This window comes from Lysinibacillus sp. NPDC056185 (genome assembly GCF_047737915.1).
GTDB lineage: Bacteria > Bacillota > Bacilli > Bacillales_A > Planococcaceae > Lysinibacillus.
The window spans coordinates 1-18,069 of sequence record NZ_JBLLLQ010000015.1 but is presented as its reverse complement, the minus strand read 5'-3'; the positions used below and the strand labels follow the sequence as shown (position 1 = coordinate 18,069).

18 protein-coding genes are annotated in these 18,069 nt (G+C 34.7%); 12 read left to right on the top strand and 6 right to left on the bottom strand.

Annotation, left to right across the window (positions count from 1 at the left end):
* The first annotated feature begins 44 nt into the window (after positions 1-44).
* Positions 45-1,994 (top strand): methyl-accepting chemotaxis protein, encoded by a 1,950-nt coding sequence (locus ACMZ42_RS15060; RefSeq protein WP_415731936.1) that lies wholly within the window; start codon positions 45-47, stop codon positions 1,992-1,994.
* A 118-nt stretch (positions 1,995-2,112) separates the two neighbouring features.
* Here ACMZ42_RS15060 and ACMZ42_RS15055 read toward each other — a convergent pair whose 3' ends face one another.
* The gene (locus tag ACMZ42_RS15055; RefSeq protein ID WP_415731935.1) at positions 2,113-2,532 is read right to left on the bottom strand and encodes a VOC family protein; all 420 of its coding nucleotides are present in this window, start codon (positions 2,530-2,532) and stop codon (positions 2,113-2,115) included.
* Positions 2,533-2,874: 342 nt separating this feature from the next.
* Here ACMZ42_RS15055 and guaC point away from each other — a divergent pair, with 342 nt between their 5' ends.
* On the top strand, positions 2,875-3,858 hold the full coding sequence (guaC, locus tag ACMZ42_RS15050; protein ID WP_370077837.1) for a GMP reductase: 984 nt from the start codon (positions 2,875-2,877) through the stop codon (positions 3,856-3,858).
* Between the two features lie 444 nt (positions 3,859-4,302).
* Here the strand turns inward: guaC and ACMZ42_RS15045 are convergent, their stop codons facing one another.
* Entirely contained in the window at positions 4,303-4,533 is a 231-nt protein-coding gene (locus ACMZ42_RS15045) for a hypothetical protein (protein WP_415731934.1), read from the bottom strand.
* Between the two features lie 137 nt (positions 4,534-4,670).
* Here ACMZ42_RS15045 and ACMZ42_RS15040 point away from each other — a divergent pair, with 137 nt between their 5' ends.
* Entirely contained in the window at positions 4,671-5,045 is a 375-nt protein-coding gene (locus tag ACMZ42_RS15040) for a TetR/AcrR family transcriptional regulator (RefSeq protein ID WP_415731933.1), read from the top strand.
* A 287-nt stretch (positions 5,046-5,332) separates the two neighbouring features.
* Here the strand turns inward: ACMZ42_RS15040 and ACMZ42_RS15035 are convergent, their stop codons facing one another.
* Positions 5,333-5,554: a phosphate-starvation-inducible protein PsiE gene (locus ACMZ42_RS15035; protein WP_415731932.1), complete on the bottom strand. Its 222-nt coding sequence runs from the start codon at positions 5,552-5,554 to the stop codon at positions 5,333-5,335.
* 262 nt (positions 5,555-5,816) lie between these two features.
* Here ACMZ42_RS15035 and ACMZ42_RS15030 point away from each other — a divergent pair, with 262 nt between their 5' ends.
* Entirely contained in the window at positions 5,817-6,041 is a 225-nt protein-coding gene (locus ACMZ42_RS15030) for a hypothetical protein (RefSeq protein ID WP_415731931.1), read from the top strand.
* A 104-nt stretch (positions 6,042-6,145) separates the two neighbouring features.
* A complete protein-coding gene (gene psiE, locus ACMZ42_RS15025) occupies positions 6,146-6,601 on the top strand; it encodes a phosphate-starvation-inducible protein PsiE (RefSeq protein WP_370077847.1) in 456 nt (151 codons plus the stop codon).
* Between the two features lie 19 nt (positions 6,602-6,620).
* Here the strand turns inward: psiE and eis are convergent, their stop codons facing one another.
* Positions 6,621-7,877 carry an enhanced intracellular survival protein Eis gene (eis, locus tag ACMZ42_RS15020; protein WP_415731930.1) on the bottom strand — a complete coding sequence of 419 codons (1,257 nt, stop codon included), beginning with the start codon at positions 7,875-7,877 and terminating at the stop codon, positions 6,621-6,623.
* A 398-nt stretch (positions 7,878-8,275) separates the two neighbouring features.
* On the opposite strand from eis, the gene ACMZ42_RS15015 reads away from it, so the two are divergent.
* Together ACMZ42_RS15015 and ACMZ42_RS15010 are read left to right on the top strand one after the other, a co-directional pair.
* A complete protein-coding gene (locus ACMZ42_RS15015) occupies positions 8,276-9,283 on the top strand; it encodes a hypothetical protein (RefSeq protein WP_415731929.1) in 1,008 nt (335 codons plus the stop codon).
* 162 nt (positions 9,284-9,445) lie between these two features.
* Positions 9,446-10,582 carry a SpoIIE family protein phosphatase gene (locus tag ACMZ42_RS15010; protein WP_402869914.1) on the top strand — a complete coding sequence of 379 codons (1,137 nt, stop codon included), beginning with the start codon at positions 9,446-9,448 and terminating at the stop codon, positions 10,580-10,582.
* A gap of 70 nt (positions 10,583-10,652) precedes the next feature.
* On the opposite strand, the gene ACMZ42_RS15005 is transcribed toward ACMZ42_RS15010, so the two are convergent.
* Both ACMZ42_RS15005 and ACMZ42_RS15000 read right to left on the bottom strand, forming a co-directional pair.
* The gene (locus ACMZ42_RS15005) at positions 10,653-11,492 is read right to left on the bottom strand and encodes a CheR family methyltransferase (protein WP_415731928.1); all 840 of its coding nucleotides are present in this window, start codon (positions 11,490-11,492) and stop codon (positions 10,653-10,655) included.
* A 1-nt stretch (position 11,493) separates the two neighbouring features.
* On the bottom strand, positions 11,494-14,232 hold the full coding sequence (locus tag ACMZ42_RS15000) for an ATP-binding protein (protein ID WP_370077857.1): 2,739 nt from the start codon (positions 14,230-14,232) through the stop codon (positions 11,494-11,496).
* 206 nt (positions 14,233-14,438) lie between these two features.
* Here ACMZ42_RS15000 and ACMZ42_RS14995 point away from each other — a divergent pair, with 206 nt between their 5' ends.
* The 5 genes from ACMZ42_RS14995 to ACMZ42_RS14975 form a co-directional block, all read left to right on the top strand.
* On the top strand, positions 14,439-15,629 hold the full coding sequence (locus tag ACMZ42_RS14995) for a M14 family metallopeptidase (RefSeq protein ID WP_415731927.1): 1,191 nt from the start codon (positions 14,439-14,441) through the stop codon (positions 15,627-15,629).
* A gap of 622 nt (positions 15,630-16,251) precedes the next feature.
* The gene (locus ACMZ42_RS14990) at positions 16,252-16,581 is read left to right on the top strand and encodes a PadR family transcriptional regulator (RefSeq protein WP_053482886.1); all 330 of its coding nucleotides are present in this window, start codon (positions 16,252-16,254) and stop codon (positions 16,579-16,581) included.
* Entirely contained in the window at positions 16,578-16,985 is a 408-nt protein-coding gene (locus ACMZ42_RS14985) for a permease prefix domain 1-containing protein (RefSeq protein ID WP_415731926.1), read from the top strand. The genes ACMZ42_RS14990 and ACMZ42_RS14985 overlap by 4 nt, the downstream gene beginning before the upstream one ends.
* Before the next feature lie 3 nt (positions 16,986-16,988).
* Complete coding sequence (locus ACMZ42_RS14980; protein WP_415731925.1) at positions 16,989-17,648, top strand: hypothetical protein; 660 nt, start codon at positions 16,989-16,991, stop codon at positions 17,646-17,648.
* Between the two features lie 38 nt (positions 17,649-17,686).
* The coding region (locus tag ACMZ42_RS14975) for an alpha/beta fold hydrolase (protein ID WP_415731924.1) at positions 17,687-18,069 on the top strand (383 nt) is incomplete at its 3' end.

Sequence of the window (18,069 nt, the reverse complement as noted above, 5' to 3'; positions counted from 1 at the left end):
TAAGACAAAGTATCAAATACTAAATTATAGTGAGGATAATTCAAGTGAAACAACTAAGTTTAAGGAAAAAGCTCATTTTTTCATTTTTAGCAATGCTTCTCATCCCAACACTGTTAATTGGAATTGTGTCTTACCAAAGTGCTGGAAAACAAATTTCAGAAGAACAACAAGCAAGCGCAGCCGAAAGTGTGCGCATGCTTAATACGAATATTACTAACACGATTGAGCCAAGAGTGAAGGACATTCAATATTTTACTAAAAAGCTCAATCAATCTTATTTACAAGAAGGTAAAATTCCAGAACTTAAATCTCTTTTCAAAGAATACATCAATATGCATCCAGAGGTGGAGCTGATTTATATTGGAACCTCTGATGGCAGACTACTAGATGAGCCTGCTCAAAAATACCCTAGTGGGTTTGATTCGCGTACGAGACCTTGGTATAAGCAAGCTTTAGATAACAAAAACCAAGTATCTATTACAGCTCCATACATTACACAAACTACAGGTGATATCGTTCTTACGATTACTCAGGCTTTACCAGATGGCTCAGGAGTAATCGGGTTAGATTTAAATATATCTAAACTTAGTACCATCACGAATGATATACGCATAGGAGAAACTGGCTTTGCTTCACTTTTAGATGGCAATAAAATTTATATTGCCCAACCAGATAAAGAAAGTGGCTCTGAAGCAACAGAAAGCTATATTACTAAAATCTATGAACAAGATAGTGGTAGCATTATAGAAAAAGATCGTCAGCTACAATTTGTTACAAATAAGCTAACAGGTTGGAAAGTTGTTGGTACAATGTTTACAGCCGAGGCTGCAAAAGCCGCAGCTTCGACCTTTAATATCAACTTAATAATCATCGCTGTTTCTATTATTGTTGGCATTATTTTTATGCTATTCATGATAAAATCGATCGTTAATCCGATCAATCGACTTAAACAAAGCGCTATAAAAATTAGTGAAGGCGATTTAACAGCGTTTATTGACATTCATTCTAAAGACGAGATTGGACAGCTAGGGGAAGCCTTTATCGCAATGAAGGTTAACTTAAAAAAACTTATTCGCAACGTTGATCAAAGCTCCCAACACGTACAGACTTCAGCACATGGATTATCTGCGAATGCCGAACAAAATATAGCTGCTTCAGAACAAGTTACTAACGCTATGCAACAGGTTGCTATCAGTACGGAAAAACAAACAACTGGCATTGACCAAAATGCTGTTTCTATTGAGGAAATCGCAAAAGGAGTCGTCGAGGTCGCTGATAGCTCTATGCAGGTTTCAGACTTATCTAGCCATGCTATAAAATTGGCCGAAGAAGGTGGCCAAGCAGTCGAACAAACTGTAAATCAAATGGTTTCTATTCATGAATCTGTGACGCAATCAGATACGATGATTAAATCACTCTATGATCGAACAAAGGAAATCGGGTCTATTTTAGAAATTATTAGTGCTATTTCAGATCAAACAAATCTACTTGCCCTTAATGCTGCTATTGAGGCAGCGCGAGCTGGAGAGCATGGGAAAGGCTTTGCAGTAGTTGCCGATGAAGTGCGCAAGTTAGCAGAGCAATCCCATCAATCAGCAGAGCAAATTTCTGCACTGATTACTGGCATTCAGCAAGATACGGCTAAATCTGTTCAAACAATGATTAAGGCTTCAGCGGATGTCCAGGATGGTTTACAACTAACAGAAGATACAAGTAAAAAATTTGCAAACATTATTAAGAGTCTACACGATATTGCTCCGAAAATGGAGGATATATCTGCATCCGCTCAGGAGATGTCAGCAGTAGTCGAAGAAGTTTCTGCAACAGCTATCGAGCTAACTGATCATGCTAAATTAAATGCAGCAGCGTCAGAGGAAGTTGCCGCTTCAACTGAACAAACGTTGTCCTCGATGCAGGAAATGGCTGTAGCCTCAAAAGCACTTCTCGACATGGCTGATGAATTACAAAGCTATGTGAATCGTTTTAAATACTAAAAAGAAAAGCACGATGTTAATGGAGATTTTCCAAACATCGTGCTTTTCAATATTAACTTCTTTCAGCAATTATTTTCTGTAGCGACAGGCTACAATTATGCCGAGGCATAATTGCTCTTTATTTATTTTCCTCATAACTAAATTGCCATTCTATACCGAATTTATCAGTAAGGGAGCCGTAACATTTACTCCAAAACGTTTCTTGTAGCTCCATTTTAACCTTGCCACCATCTTTAAGACCGTCAAAAGCTTTTCGCAGCTGAGTCTCATCGTCTGAGACAACGGCTAACGTTATATTGTTTCCAGTCGTGAATGGATTGCCTGGAAATGTATCTGAGAACATTACAGTGCTACCAAAAATCGAAAGTCGCGTATGCATCACAAGATCTTTTGCTTCCTCTGGTAATGGATAATTTGGGTTTTGTGGTGAATCTCCAAATGTCATAATTTCAGGCTTGTTCGCCTTAAAAACTTTCTCATAAAAAGATACAGCCTCTCGACAATTTCCATTAAAAATTAAATAGACCTCTACTGCCATCCCCAACACTCCCTTTGTCATTTTTCGAAACAATTCTATTTTACATGGATAGCAAATAGTAATACAAATTTTAGATAAAACTAATTAAAAACTCCTTTTCCTCTTTTGAAGAATCATAATAGATCTTACTTCCTTACAAAAATTTGCAGAATTTTAACCTTACTTTTATCTTTTTTAACAATTGCTAAAACTTATATTTCGCTTAATTCCTGTTCTTTCCTGTTATTTTTTTATTTATTTAGATAAAAGCTTTGACATTTACTCGAAAATAATGTAAATTACCAAATGACGAACGATTTAAATTAAAACTTAAAAAATATTCGTATTTTAGGAGTGTTTATAATGGATAACGTATTTGACTATGAAGATATTCAACTAATTCCCGCAAAATGTATAGTAGAAAGTCGCTCAGAATGTGATACTTCTGTTACTTTAGGTGATCATACATTCAAACTTCCTGTTGTACCGGCAAACATGCAAACAATTATCGACGAAAGTCTTGCTGCGAAGCTTGCTGAAAACGGTTACTTTTATATCATGCACCGTTTTAACCCAGAGACACGTATCAATTTCATTAAAGATATGCAAGCTCGTGGATTAATTGCATCTATTAGTGTTGGTGTGAAAAATGAAGAATATCCTTTTATTGAAGAATTAGCTGCTGCTAATTTAGTGCCTGAATTTATTACAATCGATATTGCACATGGTCATTCAAATGCTGTTATTCGTATGATTCAACATATCAAAAAACATCTACCAAATAGCTTTGTTATTGCTGGTAATGTGGGTACACCTGAAGCAGTACGTGAACTTGAAAACGCTGGTGCAGATGCAACAAAAGTTGGTATTGGACCAGGTAAAGTATGTATTACTAAAATCAAAACTGGTTTTGGTACAGGTGGTTGGCAGCTTGCTGCACTACGCTGGTGTGCAAAAGCCGCAACAAAGCCAATTATCGCTGATGGTGGTATTCGCACACATGGTGATATTGCAAAATCGGTTCGCTTTGGTGCTTCAATGGTAATGATTGGATCATTATTTGCAGGTCACGAAGAGTCACCTGGAGAAACGATCGAAATCGACGGTAAAACTGTGAAGGAATACTTCGGATCTGCTTCTGAATTCCAAAAAGGTGAACGTAAAAATGTTGAAGGTAAAAAAATGTTTGTTGAACATAAAGGTAGCATCAAAGATACGTTAATTGAAATGCAACAAGACCTTCAATCATCTATTTCCTATGCAGGTGGCAATAAACTTGATGCCATTCGAAATGTAGATTATGTAATTGTGAAAAACTCTATTTTTAATGGAGATAAGGTATACTAACAGTCTAACCAGCATGAAGCTAGCCGAAAATTTTTGCTAGCTTCATTTACTTTTTCTTTATTCGCAAATATACAAATCCCCTATCTTTTCACCCCCTCGTAAACTATTCATAAATTTATTTCATTAAAAACTTAAGTGATATTTTTATTTTTTTAAATAAAATTACTAAAAATAATAGAATAGCTAGAAGAAGGCTTAAATAAACACATAGAAATTTTATTTTTGTACAATAGCTAGAAATTAACCCTAAATAAAAAAGTTCCGTTGGATATTTCATGAGGATAATACTTAAGAAAAGATTTTCTAAATAATCAAATGCCATACCTATAAACGGAAGGACAATGAAATAGTTTACTATTTTATTTTTGATTTTTAGAACTTTAAAAAAGTACGAAATCACTACCGAATAAAAAAATGCATAAGTAAGAGGATAAATAAAATCAATTATAAAAAAGTTGTTAAATAATAGGATCTCCCTGCTACCCCTTGTAAAAATAAAGTTTCGTAAATCTCTTGTACGGTATAGCTAAAATGTAAATCTAATATGCCTATTCCGCCTGTAATTCCTTTTAAAGTAGAAATTGCACTACGCATAATAAACATAGAACATAAAAAAATTATAAGTAGGATACTAACACTTTTCATATTAGATAATTTATTAATTGCCCCAAACATACTCCCACCCCCACTGGTTAAAATACACATTTGTGTAATTTTCATGTTTTGAAGTATAATTGAGCAAAAATTTGAAGTCAATATAATCCAAGCAAGTGATACAAATCAAGGCTATTCGTGTCATACAGGAGGAAGTTATGGAAAAAAGTAAAAATCCAATATCTATTCGCTCAAGGAAAATAATTATTAATACTTTATTAGAACTAATGAAAGTGAAGGAATATAGTGAAATTACTATTACAGAAATAGTAATTAAAGCTCAACTGGCTCGCAAAACATTTTATCGTAATTTTAAGTCAAAAGATGATGTACTAAATGAATATGTAGACTATTTATTTAATAAATATATTCATAAACTAGCTAATTTAGATAATTTAACAAATTTTTCAGTTACCAAATGTTATTTTGAGTTTTGGCAAGAGCATGTATCATTCCTTAAACTTTTAGTAGAGAAACAATTTATTATTTTATATACTAAAAAAATACGAAGAGTACTTACCGGTGATCCATAATCTATTTCCATGTAAACAACAAAATAAAGTTAATGACACGATGCTTAAATATAGCATAGCTTATTCATCCGGTGGGTTTTGGAAGATTCTTTGTAAGTGGGTAGAGGATGATTGTACGGAAAGTCCTGATGAAATGGGTTTAATATATAATAGTTTTATGGGGATACCCAATGATTAACTATAGGTTTTACAGTCCACCTTCTAAGGAAAATTATCGTTATACTTTATATGTTCCTTTCCAACAAAAGAAAAAATGCTACCAATTAAGAGTAGCATTTTCCTAAAGATTATAGCTTGTTAATAACAGCGTGGATCGTTTCTTTTAATTCTGCATCATGATCAGAAAGGTCTACAAGGTTTGCTACACGTTCACGTAATACTGGACGTTCAATTACAAGCTTTTCATCAAGAACTTGTACTAGTAACTCGATAACAAGACTATCACGTACGTTTAATGCTTCCTCTAAACGCTCTGGTGTAATTTTTCCTGTTTTTGCTGCTTTAGCCATTTTAAAAACCCCTTTTGAATTTTATATTCATGCACATCTATTTTAGCATACAGCTAATTTATTTTGAAAACTTTCTTTCGCGAATATATAGGCTCATCACCTTAACGTGTGGTTGATTTCCGTCCCGACTGGGCACTTTGTAGCTGCCGCTTTGCTTTCGCTACAGAAAACATTTGTTGTTGCTGTCGCTACGCTTTCGCACAGATAAAACAATTGCTGTCGCTTCGCTTTCGCGCAGAGCAGAGCTTCCTGGGGGCGTCCGATGAGCCGCTTGGGCCAACATGATGTTGGTCACGAAGGCGTTATCACAGGACGTGATGTTTTTAGCCTTCGTTCCTCTATTGCTGATTCCCAAGGCGTCGCCCAGCCTTCACTCCAATCAACCTATATACATAACATACGTTTTAACAAATATCATCCACAGCTTTTGGCGATAATTCAATATATACCAAAACTTTACAAATCAAACCTAATACATTTACGATAAAATGTTATATTCAAATCATAAAACGAAGACGCTCAAACATATGATTATGTGTTATTTAGTTATTCATATTCACTTAGAACGATTTATAAGATTGGAGGAATTCGATGAACCATAAGGACTCGACTTATTTACAATTAATAAAGGCTATACCGAAAACTTTACAATTGTTTCTAAATGTTTGCCTTGTACTTCTAGCGCTCATTTTATCCTTCTTACTTTGCAAAGAACTCATCCAATTTCTTAAAATTCTAATATTCAACAACGATGGCGGAGACTATAAGCTTTTCCTCGCTAATATTCTTATTTTCTTTTTGTATTTTGAATTTATCACTATGATTATTAAATATTTTAAAGAGAATTATCATTTTCCACTAAGGTACTTTATATATATAGGGATTACAGCTATGATTCGATTAATTATCGTGGAACATGATCATCCCATTAACACCTTAATTTATTCACTTATTATTTTAATATTAATTGTAAGCTATTTTATTATTAATATTACGCCGCTGGAACGACCTGTACGCTCATCACTCTTTATGAAAAAAGAACAATAGCTTTATACTATTAATCTTCCTAAAAAGCTGTGATGCAAGTTGGTTTATCAAGGACAAAGAAGAAATGATGCAATGACTGTACGTATTGTTCATCACTAATCTTCACCTTGCTAAGCATAAATAATTCTTGTACTGTCACAACTCCCATGACAAGAGAAGAAAGCTCTGCGATATCAATCACCATTTCCACATCATAGTTAGTACTATTAGAAATGTTTATATTACCATCGATAGCCTCAATAACAATTTGATGATTATTTTCAGCTAATAACGAATCTTTTACAATTAACTTAAAAGTTAATGTTTGACCATTAAAATTATTTGTTGTGAGTTCCTCAAAAAAACCTTGAACATTAATAATGCGATACATTAAGCCAACACCTGATACAGCACTTGCATGGTAGACACTTGGGATTAAATGATTTGTTCCATTTCGTACATCTCCTAAAAAGAAGTGAATATTTTCTTCCTGTGTGTTCCATTCTATACGGTTCACTTGATCCACCTGACTATTTAAAAATGTACTGAACTCTAATAGAGCCTCTGGTGTTTCATAGATCCATTCTTTAATGACTAGATTATTAAGTAAAAAATTCGTTTCACTTTGCTTATTAAAGGAGAATACCATATAACCTTGTATTGAATCTCCCTTTTCAACAGCAATAATATAGTTTTGCGGGTTTTTAAAAATTGATGAAAGCTCCGATTCTGTTTTTAAAAACATACCATGCTTCCTCGATGCAACTCTTCTATAGCAATCTGCTAATTTTTGCTGATCTTGCGCTGTAAAAAAAGTAAGATGTTTTTTTGTTGGCCCCTTCGGAAAGCTTGATGGTTCCACTGAATATTGATGCATTTTCGGTCCGTATCCAAAGCCCATTTTTTTATAAAAGTCAGGTCTAAACGGATATAACGCAACAAAATGAACATTTCTCTCTAAAAAAACCTTAAAAAAATGATCTATTAATTCTTTGGCAACCTTTTCTTTTTTACGGAGTAAGTCAACTGCAACTAGTCCTACTCCCCCTATTGGAATCATTTTAGAGAAGAAATTCATTTCAAAATCATGGAGTCGCATGCCACCAATTAGTTTGTTATCTTCCCATAGCCCATAATAATGAATAGCTGCGTCATTGTTTTGATTGCGTATAAAAAGTGCCTTTAGCTGCTCTTTTGTTAGCTGTAAACTCCCCATCCTTCCTGGATAAGCACCAACCACAATATCAACAAAATGTATAAAATCCTCTTCCTTCAATAATTTCTCAACGACTTTCATATACATCCCCATCCTACACTAAATTATTTTAAGGCACGCTCTTTTCATAATTTTTTTCACATTAATTCCAGCCCTTGATAATAACATATATTACCACATGCAAATAGTACGCGGTGAGCTCCTTATTAGATGTATACAGAAAGGAAGTATGAAGCGGAACATTTAGTGCTTGTTGTTTTTGCATACAATGCTTTATAACTACACCCTTATTCAGCTTCTCAAGCAAGTCGGCAGTAACTGAATACATTATTCTCGTTGGCTGCTGATTAGGGCATCAGGAAGTGATTATAAATGGAATAGGACTAAAGGTAAAGCTCGGAAATACGATGTGTTGCGCACACATATGACTCAACTAAAAAGGAATGGACTGCATGAATTATTGAAGGGAGACGGAAAGAGTGAATCTGATTGATGCATATATTCATGAAGTAACTAAAAGGATAAGCAAAGATAAGCGTGATAAAACCAGTCTAGAACTAAAATCTACTATTGAAGATATGTTACCTGAAGATTATTCAGAATCAGATATAAAGGACGTTCTTAAAAAGCTTGGAAATCCCATAGAAGTTGCAGCAAAATATCAAGATACACCACGATTTTTAATCAGCCCAATAGTGTTTGACGCTTATATTAGAACAATAAAATTAGTTATTCCTTGGGCAATATTAATTACAATTATTGTACAGATGATAGAAAGTATTGTGCTTTATAACGGAGAAGGTGCACTCCTGACTGCTATTATTAACACTATTTCTATAACTATCTCTCATATTATTTCAGTAATCATTTACGTACTGTTCTGGATTACAGTTGCTTTCATTGTCATCGAACGATCTGAAGGAAAAAACGTTCGAATCCCTCTTATAAAGAATCATCCAGAATGGACACCGGATGATTTAGCAAAAGTTAAAATAATCCCTAAAGAAAAAACTATTTCACTTAATGATAATATTTTAAGTTTCTTAGGCATTGCTATTTTCTCCTTTGCCTTTTTCAATGCTAATCACCTTTTAGGAATCTATACTTCTCACAATAAAGGCGGGTTGAAATTTGTTATGCCTATATTCAATCAGGATGTCTTACTGTCCTTCGCTCCAATCGTTTTATGTTGTATCGTTTTAAGTGTAGCTTTAACATTATGGAAATTGAAGACTGGTCAATGGACTATGTTAATCGCCATAACTAATGCACTTCTTCAATGTACAGGAGTCATTGTTTTTATCCTTATGGCAATTCACCCTGATCTCATACACAGTCCAGCCGTACCTTATATCGCTGCAATTACGGGAACGACCTCTGCTAAGATTTTATTTACTATAGACAGAATATTATTCGTAAGCATCGCTATTGCCATCATCGCAAATGCATTTGATATTTATAATGGCTTTAAAAAAGCTAGAATTTGAAAAGAACTATAAGTTTTTGAGAGCTGACTCTTTTTTGTTGGCTCTTTACTTATTCATATTCTCCTTCAAAATACCGTTATTCTCTAATGTTTTGTATAATAATAAAGTTAATACATTCATAAATAATCTGCACTAATTCAAACAGAATAAGGGGAAATAACTATGACCATTCTTCTTGTAGATGACAATCAGGTCAATCTATTTGTAATTGAAAAAGTATTAAAAAATGCAGGTTATGATAACTGTGTTTCTCTAACATCTGCCTATGAGCTTTTTGATTATTTACAGTTAGATGCACCAAATTCAACAGGAAATTCGGTGGATTTGATTTTATTAGATATTATGATGCCTGAAATCGATGGCATTGAAGCTTGTAAACGTATTAAGCAAAATGAACGATTAAAAGATATTCAAATTATCTTTGTCACAGCTCTAGAAGATAAAAACACGCTCGCAGAAGCACTTGATATCGGTGGAGTAGATTATATTACGAAGCCCATTAATAAAACCGAGCTTCTTGCTAGAATTCGAGTTGCTTTACGATTGAAAGCTGAATTAGATTGGCATACTCAGCAAGAAAAGAAAATACAATACGAATTAGATTTAGCCACACACGTACAAAGAAGCCTTTTGAGCGCCCCTTTAAATGAGGCTACTATTCAAATAGAGGTCTCTTATCTTCCTTCTTCTAATTTAGCAGGGGATATGTATTATTGGCATAAAATAAATGATCATCGATATGCTATCATTTTGCTTGATATGATGGGACATGGGATCCCTGCAGCGCTTGTTTGTATGTTTATCTCCTCTGTCCTAAGAGAAGCTGTTAAACAATTAGAAGATCCTGAATTAGTTATAAAAGAGTTAAACCGTTATATGACACTTTTACGAAACGGAAAAGAGGACAATCTTTTTTATTTCACAGCTATTTATTTAGTGATAGATACAGAACAAAAAACCATTGAATATGTGAACGCTGGTCATCCTTCTGGCTATGCTCTAGTTGACGAAAAGACGCTCGTACATTTAAATCAAGGAAGCTGTGCAGTCGGCTTTTTCGATGAGATCAACGTACAAAAGCAATGCATTCAATACAATGAGGAAGTACAAATTATTTTATATACGGATGGTGTGTTAGAGGCAATGGGACCTTGTGAAATGGAATCCGAGAAGCATTTACAAACACTAATATCTACGAAATGGGATAATTCTCGACGTCTGATTGACCATTTACTACCCATGGAAAAACAAGGGAATCAACCAGATGATATGTGTGTATTAATGATACAGGCACGTTAAACTACATAAAAAGTGGCTGTTGCCTAAGTCTCTACTGTGGAGAGACCTGGACAACAGCCTATTTTTTATCTTACTTTATTTTCTGATATATTTTTTCATTGCCTACGATTTCTTTATATTTTGAAATAATATCTTCAAATCGGAGTGTCTCTTTATCTCCTAAGCATAAAAATCCAGTATCACTTAGACTTTCGGAAAACAAATGATGCACCTGGTTTTGTAACTCAGGTGAAAAATAAATTAAAACATTTCGGCACATAATGACATGAAATTCATTAAACGATTGATCTGTTACTAAATTATGCTGTGCAAATATAATGTTTTTTAACAGTGACGGATGGAAATAAGCATTTTGATAATCTGTTTTATAGTATTCAGAAAAAGCATGGATGCCGCCTGCAAGCATATAGTTTTTCGTATATGCCTGCATTTTGTTAATCGGAAATACTCCTTTTTTTGCCTCTTCCAATACTTGTTCGTTCATATCCGTAGCGTAAATAACGGCTTGATCCATTAACCCTTCTTCCTGTAGCAAAATAGCCATGGAGTATACTTCCTCACCCGTGGCACATCCTGCATGCCATATCCGAATTTCAGGGTAATCTCTTAGATACGGTACAACTTCTTGGCGAAAAGCCTTAAAAAAACTAGGGTTACGGAACATTTCAGTCACATTTATAGAAAAATCATTCAATAGTTGCTCTAAAAAATCATTTTCGTGTATTACTTTTTCAAGTACACGAGAAATGGTTGGAATATTACTCATCCTCATCCTACTATAAACCCTTCGTAATATAGAAGAACGATTATATTGTCGAAAATCAAATCCCGATAAACGATAAATAGCCTCAAGTAACAAATCAATTTCTAAATCTGTATGCTTTTTTTGCTGCAAAGGAAATCGGTCCATTTTATAAACTCCCTTTAGAAACTAGCCATACTCTTAAAACGGATATTAATTGCTCTAGATTTAATGGCTTACTTATATAATCTGAAGCACCAGCCTCTAATGTTTTATCTCGGTCATTTTTCATGGCCTTCGCTGTTAAAGCGATAATCGGTAAATCCGTAATCTTCATTTGTTTGCGTATAATCGACATCGTTTCATAGCCATCCAAATTCGGCATCATAATATCCATCAGAATAAGATCAATTTCATCATTAGCTTGCATAATATCTAAACACTCTATCCCATCTTTGGCAACTAAGATATTCATACCTCGTTTTTCGAGTGCGTTTTTTAATGCATATATATTACGGTAATCATCGTCTACAATTAAAATATTTTTCCCTTGAAAAACTTCTACCTCTTGTTGAGAGAAGTCCTGAGTTTCCGATAGTACTTCCATTAGCTCTTCTAATTCATTAGTAGCCCCTACTTCATGAATAGCAAATTCATTACGTTTTTGCTCTTCGATGCCATTTGGCAAGCTTGGGATTGTTAGTGTGAATGTACTACCTTGCCCTTCACTACTTTGTAAAGAAATCCAGCCGCCAAGTAATCCCGCAAGCTCTTTACAAATGGACAAGCCAAGACCTGTTCCACCGTATTTACGTACTGTTGCCCCATCAGCCTGTTGGAATGATTCAAAAATAAGTTGATGCTTGTCCTTCGGAATCCCTATTCCTGTATCGGAAACTATGATCTCTAACCAGTCAGCACTAACATCCTGCATATTATTTGTTAACTGTTCTTCACTAAGCTGTTTAATGTCAAGATGAACTGAGCCTTGTTTTGTAAATTTAAAGGCATTTGATAATAAATTTTTCAATATTTGCTGGAATCTTTGTTCGTCAGTATAGAAAATATCGACTACATTTTCGTCTTTCGAAATATAGAATTGTAGATTTTTTTTCGTTGCTACAGGCGCAAAGGTTTGCTCGATTTGTACAGGAACCTCACTCATATTCATTTCATCAAAACTAATATCCAGCTTGCCTGCCTCTACTTTTGATAAATCTAAAATATCATTAATTAATGCCAGCAGATCTTCCCCTGAAGAATGGATAACCTTTGCAAATTCAGCTTCCTCTTCTGATAAAGTATTTTGGCTATTTTCAGCTAACATTTCAGATAAAATTAATATGCTATTCAGTGGCGTTCGTAATTCATGTGACATATTGGCTAAAAACTCAGATTTATAATTTGAATTTAGTAACAGCTGTTCCGCACTTTCCTCTAATTCTTTTTTAGCTTGTTCTAATTCTCTCGACTTTAACTCTGCCTCTTTTGTTCTTTCTTCCAATTGGTCATTAATCATTGTCAGTTCCTCTGTTTGCATCTGCAATTCTTCTGATTGTGTCTGAAGCTCTTCAGATTGTGCCTGTAATTCCTCTGTCATAGCTCTTGACTCGTTCAATAAACGGACAACTTCCATACGCCCTAGGACACTATTGATCGTTAATCCGAAGGTTTCGATAACTTGCTTCACTAATTCCTGCTGCAGTTCATTAAAGCTAGTTATTGTAGCTAATTCAACGACAGCGATTACGTTATTTTCAAATATAATAGGGACGATAAAAATACCCTTTGGTGGTATTTTCCCTAAACCAGTGCCTACTAAACGGAAATCTTCTGGAATATCGTTATAAATTAAAATCTTTTTTTCTAAAGCACATTGTCCAATTAAGCCTTGTCCCAGTTTAAAGCTCTCAATTCCAACGTTATCCGTTGCTTCCGCAAAAGCAGCCTTTTTTACAAACTGTATATGATTATCAGTAGTTTCACGAACATAAAATGCGCCAAGGGAAGACTGCGTTTTTTGCGCTATTTCTGAAAGGAAGGTTTCAGCTAATTTTGTTATAGCAGAAATACCTTGATATTTTGTGACAATTTCTGCGATATTCAACTGTAGCCATTCTCTTCTCTCAAGCGCATCCAACAACTCATTTGTAGCAGCTGCAAGAGCATTGATTTCATCATTTGTTCTAACATGAATTCGTCCTTTTTGATTACTCTTGGAAGCAGTGATTTCTTGGATTGTTCGAGTAACCTCTGTTAACGTTTTTACGATTGAACGAGAAATACCACTTGCAATGATAATCGCAACAACTGAGATAAATACAAGTATGCCAAGCAGTGTAAGTGTTACTATACTATTTTTTTTGTCCAACTCGTTTACTTTGGCTTGCATCGTTGCAATTACCTCTGAACGAAGTGATTCAAACTGATCTCGTACTGTTTCTATGTCTCTAGGACCTGTACCTACCTTATAGAGTTCCCCTAATGCCCCCACATTTTTTTCTTTTTTAAATTTAATGGAAGGTTCACCAAATGTTGTAATCCAATGCTCTATCGTTGCCTTTATCTCATTTAACTTCTGTTTTGTTGGTTTATTTTTTACAATCTGATAAAGTTCATTAAAATCAGATTCCCATTTTTCATCAGATTCATTATAAGACTCTAAATAGCTTGATTCACCTGAGATAACAAAACTCCTCTGGCTCGATTCCATATCTAAAATGTGCTTTTCAATGCGATTGGTTAAAGCATGTATATTTGAATCATTCTTGATAATATAATTTCTTTCTTTTTGTAGAGAGGTAATTTGATTATTTAAGATAATCACCGATGCAAGTAAACAAAGTATGATAACAATATAGCCTAACGTAATTTTAGTTCGTATACCTATTTTTAATTTATTTAACATTTGTTTTCCTACCTTTATCTGTCATAAACTCTATAACTAGTATCATTGTACATCAAAAAGTAACAAAGTTTCTTCCTCTTAAATTTAGACAATAATATCCTTCCGAGAAATACTTAACAAAATTTACTCATTTAAAGTTAATAAGTCCCCTATTTTTTTCATATACATTTTATATTGAACTACTTTAAATTAAGGAGAGAACAATTGTGGACATTTATGTAAGACCTGGAGATTCTCTTTGGCGTTTCAGTGAAGTGTTTAAAATACCTCTTCAACTAATTATAGATTCGAACCGAAATATCAATTCTCAACTTTTAAGGGTTGGACAGCGCATTCGAATCCCAGGGTTTGTTGCAGTCAATTATCAAGTAAAACAAGGAGATAGTTTTTGGCAAATAGCCCAAAGCAGAAATCTCCCATTAGGAGCCATTTTGCTTGTCAACCCTGGTCTTAATCCAAATCAATTACACATTGGACAGACAATCCGCATTCCTCAACGAATCACATGGAGGCTCGTCAATGGTAAACAAAATTATTCTTATGCGATTATGATGAATGATATCAAAAAGCTACTCGATGCTTATCCATTTCTACAAAGCTCTACGATAGGACATTCTGTTTTACAGCATGAAATTCCAGAACTTCTTATCGGGAACGGAGCTAAGCGTGTCCATTATAACGGCTCCTTTCATGCGAATGAATGGATTACGACTCCAATTATTTTAACTTTTATAAACGACTATCTACTTTCTCTCACCAATCAAAGTACAATTCGCGGTTTATCTCCATTACCACTTTACCAGCAAACAACCCTTTCTATAGTTCCGATGGTCAATCCCGATGGTGTCGATTTAGTATTACAAGGGCCACCTAATGGCGACGCATTAAGAAATCAGCTCATTACTTGGAATAACGGTAGCACCGATTTCTCAGGTTGGAAGGCTAATATAAATGGTGTCGATTTGAACGATCAGTTTCCTGCAAAATGGGAACTCGAACGTGCACGAAATCCAAAAACACCTGGACCAAGAGATTTTGGCGGACAACGACCTTTGTCCGAGCCTGAGGCCATTGCTATGGCTGACTTAACAAAGAAACGCGATTTTGCCAGAGTTCTCGCGTTTCATACACAAGGAAGAGTGATTTATTGGGGTTTCGAAAATCTCGAACCGCCAGAGTCCGAAATCCTTGTTAATGAGTTTAGTCGGGTCAGTGGCTATGAGCCTATTAATTCGGCAGGCAGTTATGCGGGCTATAAAGATTGGTTTATTCAGGATTGGCGTAGACCTGGCTTTACAGTTGAGTTAGGTAGTGGTACAAATCCACTTCCACTCAGCCAATTCGACGACATCTATGAAGAAACATTAGGTATATTCCTTGCAGCATTGTATATGTAATAAAAAGAGCCTAGAATTTGTGAAGTCGAAGTAACCATCACAATTCAATGCTAAATAAATATCCCCAATCCCCTTTTACTTCTGAAGTGAAAGGGGATTTTTTACCCTCTGATTGATTGCTTCTTGATAGTTCATCACCAAAAGTTGTGGATGACTTTTGTTAAAACGTCTACTATGTCAATAAGTTGATTGGAGTGGAGGCTGGGCGACTCCTTGGGGATTAGCGATAGAGGAACGAAGGCTAAAACCATCCTGTGATAACGCCTTCGTGACCAACCTCGGTGCTGCTGCCGCTACGTTAGCACTACGCTTTCGCGCAAAAAACATCTGTTGGCCCGAGACCCTGGAGCGAGCATCGCGAGTGAAGCGGCTCATCGGACGCCCCCAGGTAGCTCTGCTCTGCGCGAAAGCGAAGCGTCAGCGGCAAATGTTTTATCTGTGCGAAAGCGTAGCGACAGCAACAACAAAGCGCCCAGCCGGAACGGAAATCAACCACACGTTTTGATGATGATCCTTCTTAGCAGAAATATGGACGTATTTGGAAAAATTACTTTGACAGGTAGAGTAATGTTTGCTAATATTACTCTAACAGATAGAGCAATAAAAATTAAGTAGGTGACTTATGGTTCGAAGTGACATCATCCGCGGACACTTGGATTCCATTATTTTAAGGTTAATTTTAGAGAAAGACCGCTATGGTTATGAAATTTCTCAGGAAATAAGTATCCGCACAAATAATCGATTTCAAATTAAAGAAGCAACTTTATACGCAGTTTTTCAACGTCTAGAGAAAAAGGAAATTATTGAAGCCTATTATGGTGATGTTTCACATGGAGGCAAAAGAAAGTATTACCGTATTACCCCGTTAGGTAAAGCTTATTTAAATGAGCTAGTAAAAGAGTGGTCGGAAGTAAAAGAAATTATCGACTTATTTATGGAGGGCTTAGAATGAAAAAGATAAAAAATCATATTGATGAGCTTTTTAAAGACATTCCTCGTAATAAAGAAACAGAGATGGTGAAACAAGAAATCATTCAAAACCTTGAAGAAAAAGTATTTTATTTAATGGATCAAGGGAAAGAACAAGAGGATGCCATCAACAAAGCCATCGTAGAGTTTGGAGATATTGAGGATTTAAAAAAGGAATTAGGTGTTAAGGAGCCCAAAAAGAAAAACATGTCTAAATTAAATTTAGAATTCTCTATATGGGGTAGTGGTTTAATTATTGCATTTTTTATTTTTATTAATCTTTACTATACACCAAATACAATTTGGGCAATCTATCCGATCTTCGCAATATTATGGTGGCCATTATCTATGTACTTCGTTTGGTCACGTAAGAAATGGAGTGAATAAAACATGAAGAACTTTATTAGCTTTTCGATTGTAGGTAGTTTGATGACAATGTTTTTTTTAGGAATCGTCAATTATACGACGTCACCTCAGGAGCTTTGGTTTATTTACCCGTGCTTACTTGTATTGCTATGGCCAATAACGTTATTCTTTATGTCTAAAAGAATGTATAAACAATATTCTCTTGTTTGTAGTGCCATGATTATTGCTTTTCTTATCATTGAAAATTACTTATATTCACCCGATTATATATGGTTCATTTATGCGATCTATCCAATCATCTGGTGGCCAATTCTTATGTATTTAGATGAAAAAGCAAAAACATTAAAAATTGCACTAATAGGCTGTGCAAGTACCATTATCTATTACTCCTTATTAAATATTATTTTATCCCATCCATACCCTTGGGCGATCTATCCATCATTTTTAGTAATTTGGTGGCCATTAGCTTTATACCACGCACAAAGAAAAACATTTGTAGCATTCTCTGTTACCGCTACAATTCTTATCAGTATCTTTTTTATTACAGTAAATATTGTCTCTTCACCAGGAGTAATATGGGCGTTTTATCCAATCTTTGTAGTCCTATGGTGGCCCCTTAGCATGTACTTTTATGTTTATAAAAGAAAAATGTACAATTCAACAACTACTCCTGAAAAAATCTAAAAATTTCGACTATATTTCACTTTCACAGAGGTAATTAGATGAAAAAGATAATGAAATTTATAAAATATACTGTAATAATTACAATCGTATTACTCATAACAGCGCTTTTATTCCCTACATGGACTTCCCATATTAAAGGTAATAACAGTGTAAGTGTATTAGAGCAAGTAAAGATAAATGGAAGTAATCATGAAGTTATGATACGTGGCAAAGATAAGGATAATCCCGTTATTATTTTTGTCCATGGAGGGCCTGGATGTTCAGAAATACCGTATGCCAGTAAGTATCAAAACTTATTGGAAAACAATTTTACGGTCGTGAATTACGACCAAAGAGCAAGCGGAAAATCATATCATTTTTTTGAGGATTATTCTAATCTTTCATCAGACTTACTCGTAGATGACTTATTGGCCTTGACGGA

Bases quoted from the DNA above. Each gene is read 5' to 3' on its own strand.
- ACMZ42_RS15055 (WP_415731935.1), bottom strand. From the start codon at position 2,532: ATGGCAGTAGAGGTCTATTTAATTTTTAATGGAAATTGTCGAGAGGCT.
- guaC (WP_370077837.1), top strand. From the start codon at position 2,875: ATGGATAACGTATTTGACTATGAAGATATTCAACTAATTCCCGCAAAA.
- ACMZ42_RS15045 (WP_415731934.1), bottom strand. From the start codon at position 4,533: ATGTTTGGGGCAATTAATAAATTATCTAATATGAAAAGTGTTAGTATC.
- ACMZ42_RS15040 (WP_415731933.1), top strand. From the start codon at position 4,671: ATGGAAAAAAGTAAAAATCCAATATCTATTCGCTCAAGGAAAATAATT.
- ACMZ42_RS15035 (WP_415731932.1), bottom strand. From the start codon at position 5,554: ATGGCTAAAGCAGCAAAAACAGGAAAAATTACACCAGAGCGTTTAGAG.
- ACMZ42_RS15030 (WP_415731931.1), top strand. From the start codon at position 5,817: ATGAGCCGCTTGGGCCAACATGATGTTGGTCACGAAGGCGTTATCACA.
- psiE (WP_370077847.1), top strand. From the start codon at position 6,146: ATGAACCATAAGGACTCGACTTATTTACAATTAATAAAGGCTATACCG.
- eis (WP_415731930.1), bottom strand. From the start codon at position 7,877: ATGAAAGTCGTTGAGAAATTATTGAAGGAAGAGGATTTTATACATTTT.
- ACMZ42_RS15010 (WP_402869914.1), top strand. From the start codon at position 9,446: ATGACCATTCTTCTTGTAGATGACAATCAGGTCAATCTATTTGTAATT.
- ACMZ42_RS15005 (WP_415731928.1), bottom strand. From the start codon at position 11,492: ATGGACCGATTTCCTTTGCAGCAAAAAAAGCATACAGATTTAGAAATT.
- ACMZ42_RS15000 (WP_370077857.1), bottom strand. From the start codon at position 14,232: ATGTTAAATAAATTAAAAATAGGTATACGAACTAAAATTACGTTAGGC.
- ACMZ42_RS14990 (WP_053482886.1), top strand. From the start codon at position 16,252: ATGGTTCGAAGTGACATCATCCGCGGACACTTGGATTCCATTATTTTA.
- ACMZ42_RS14985 (WP_415731926.1), top strand. From the start codon at position 16,578: ATGAAAAAGATAAAAAATCATATTGATGAGCTTTTTAAAGACATTCCT.
- ACMZ42_RS14980 (WP_415731925.1), top strand. From the start codon at position 16,989: ATGAAGAACTTTATTAGCTTTTCGATTGTAGGTAGTTTGATGACAATG.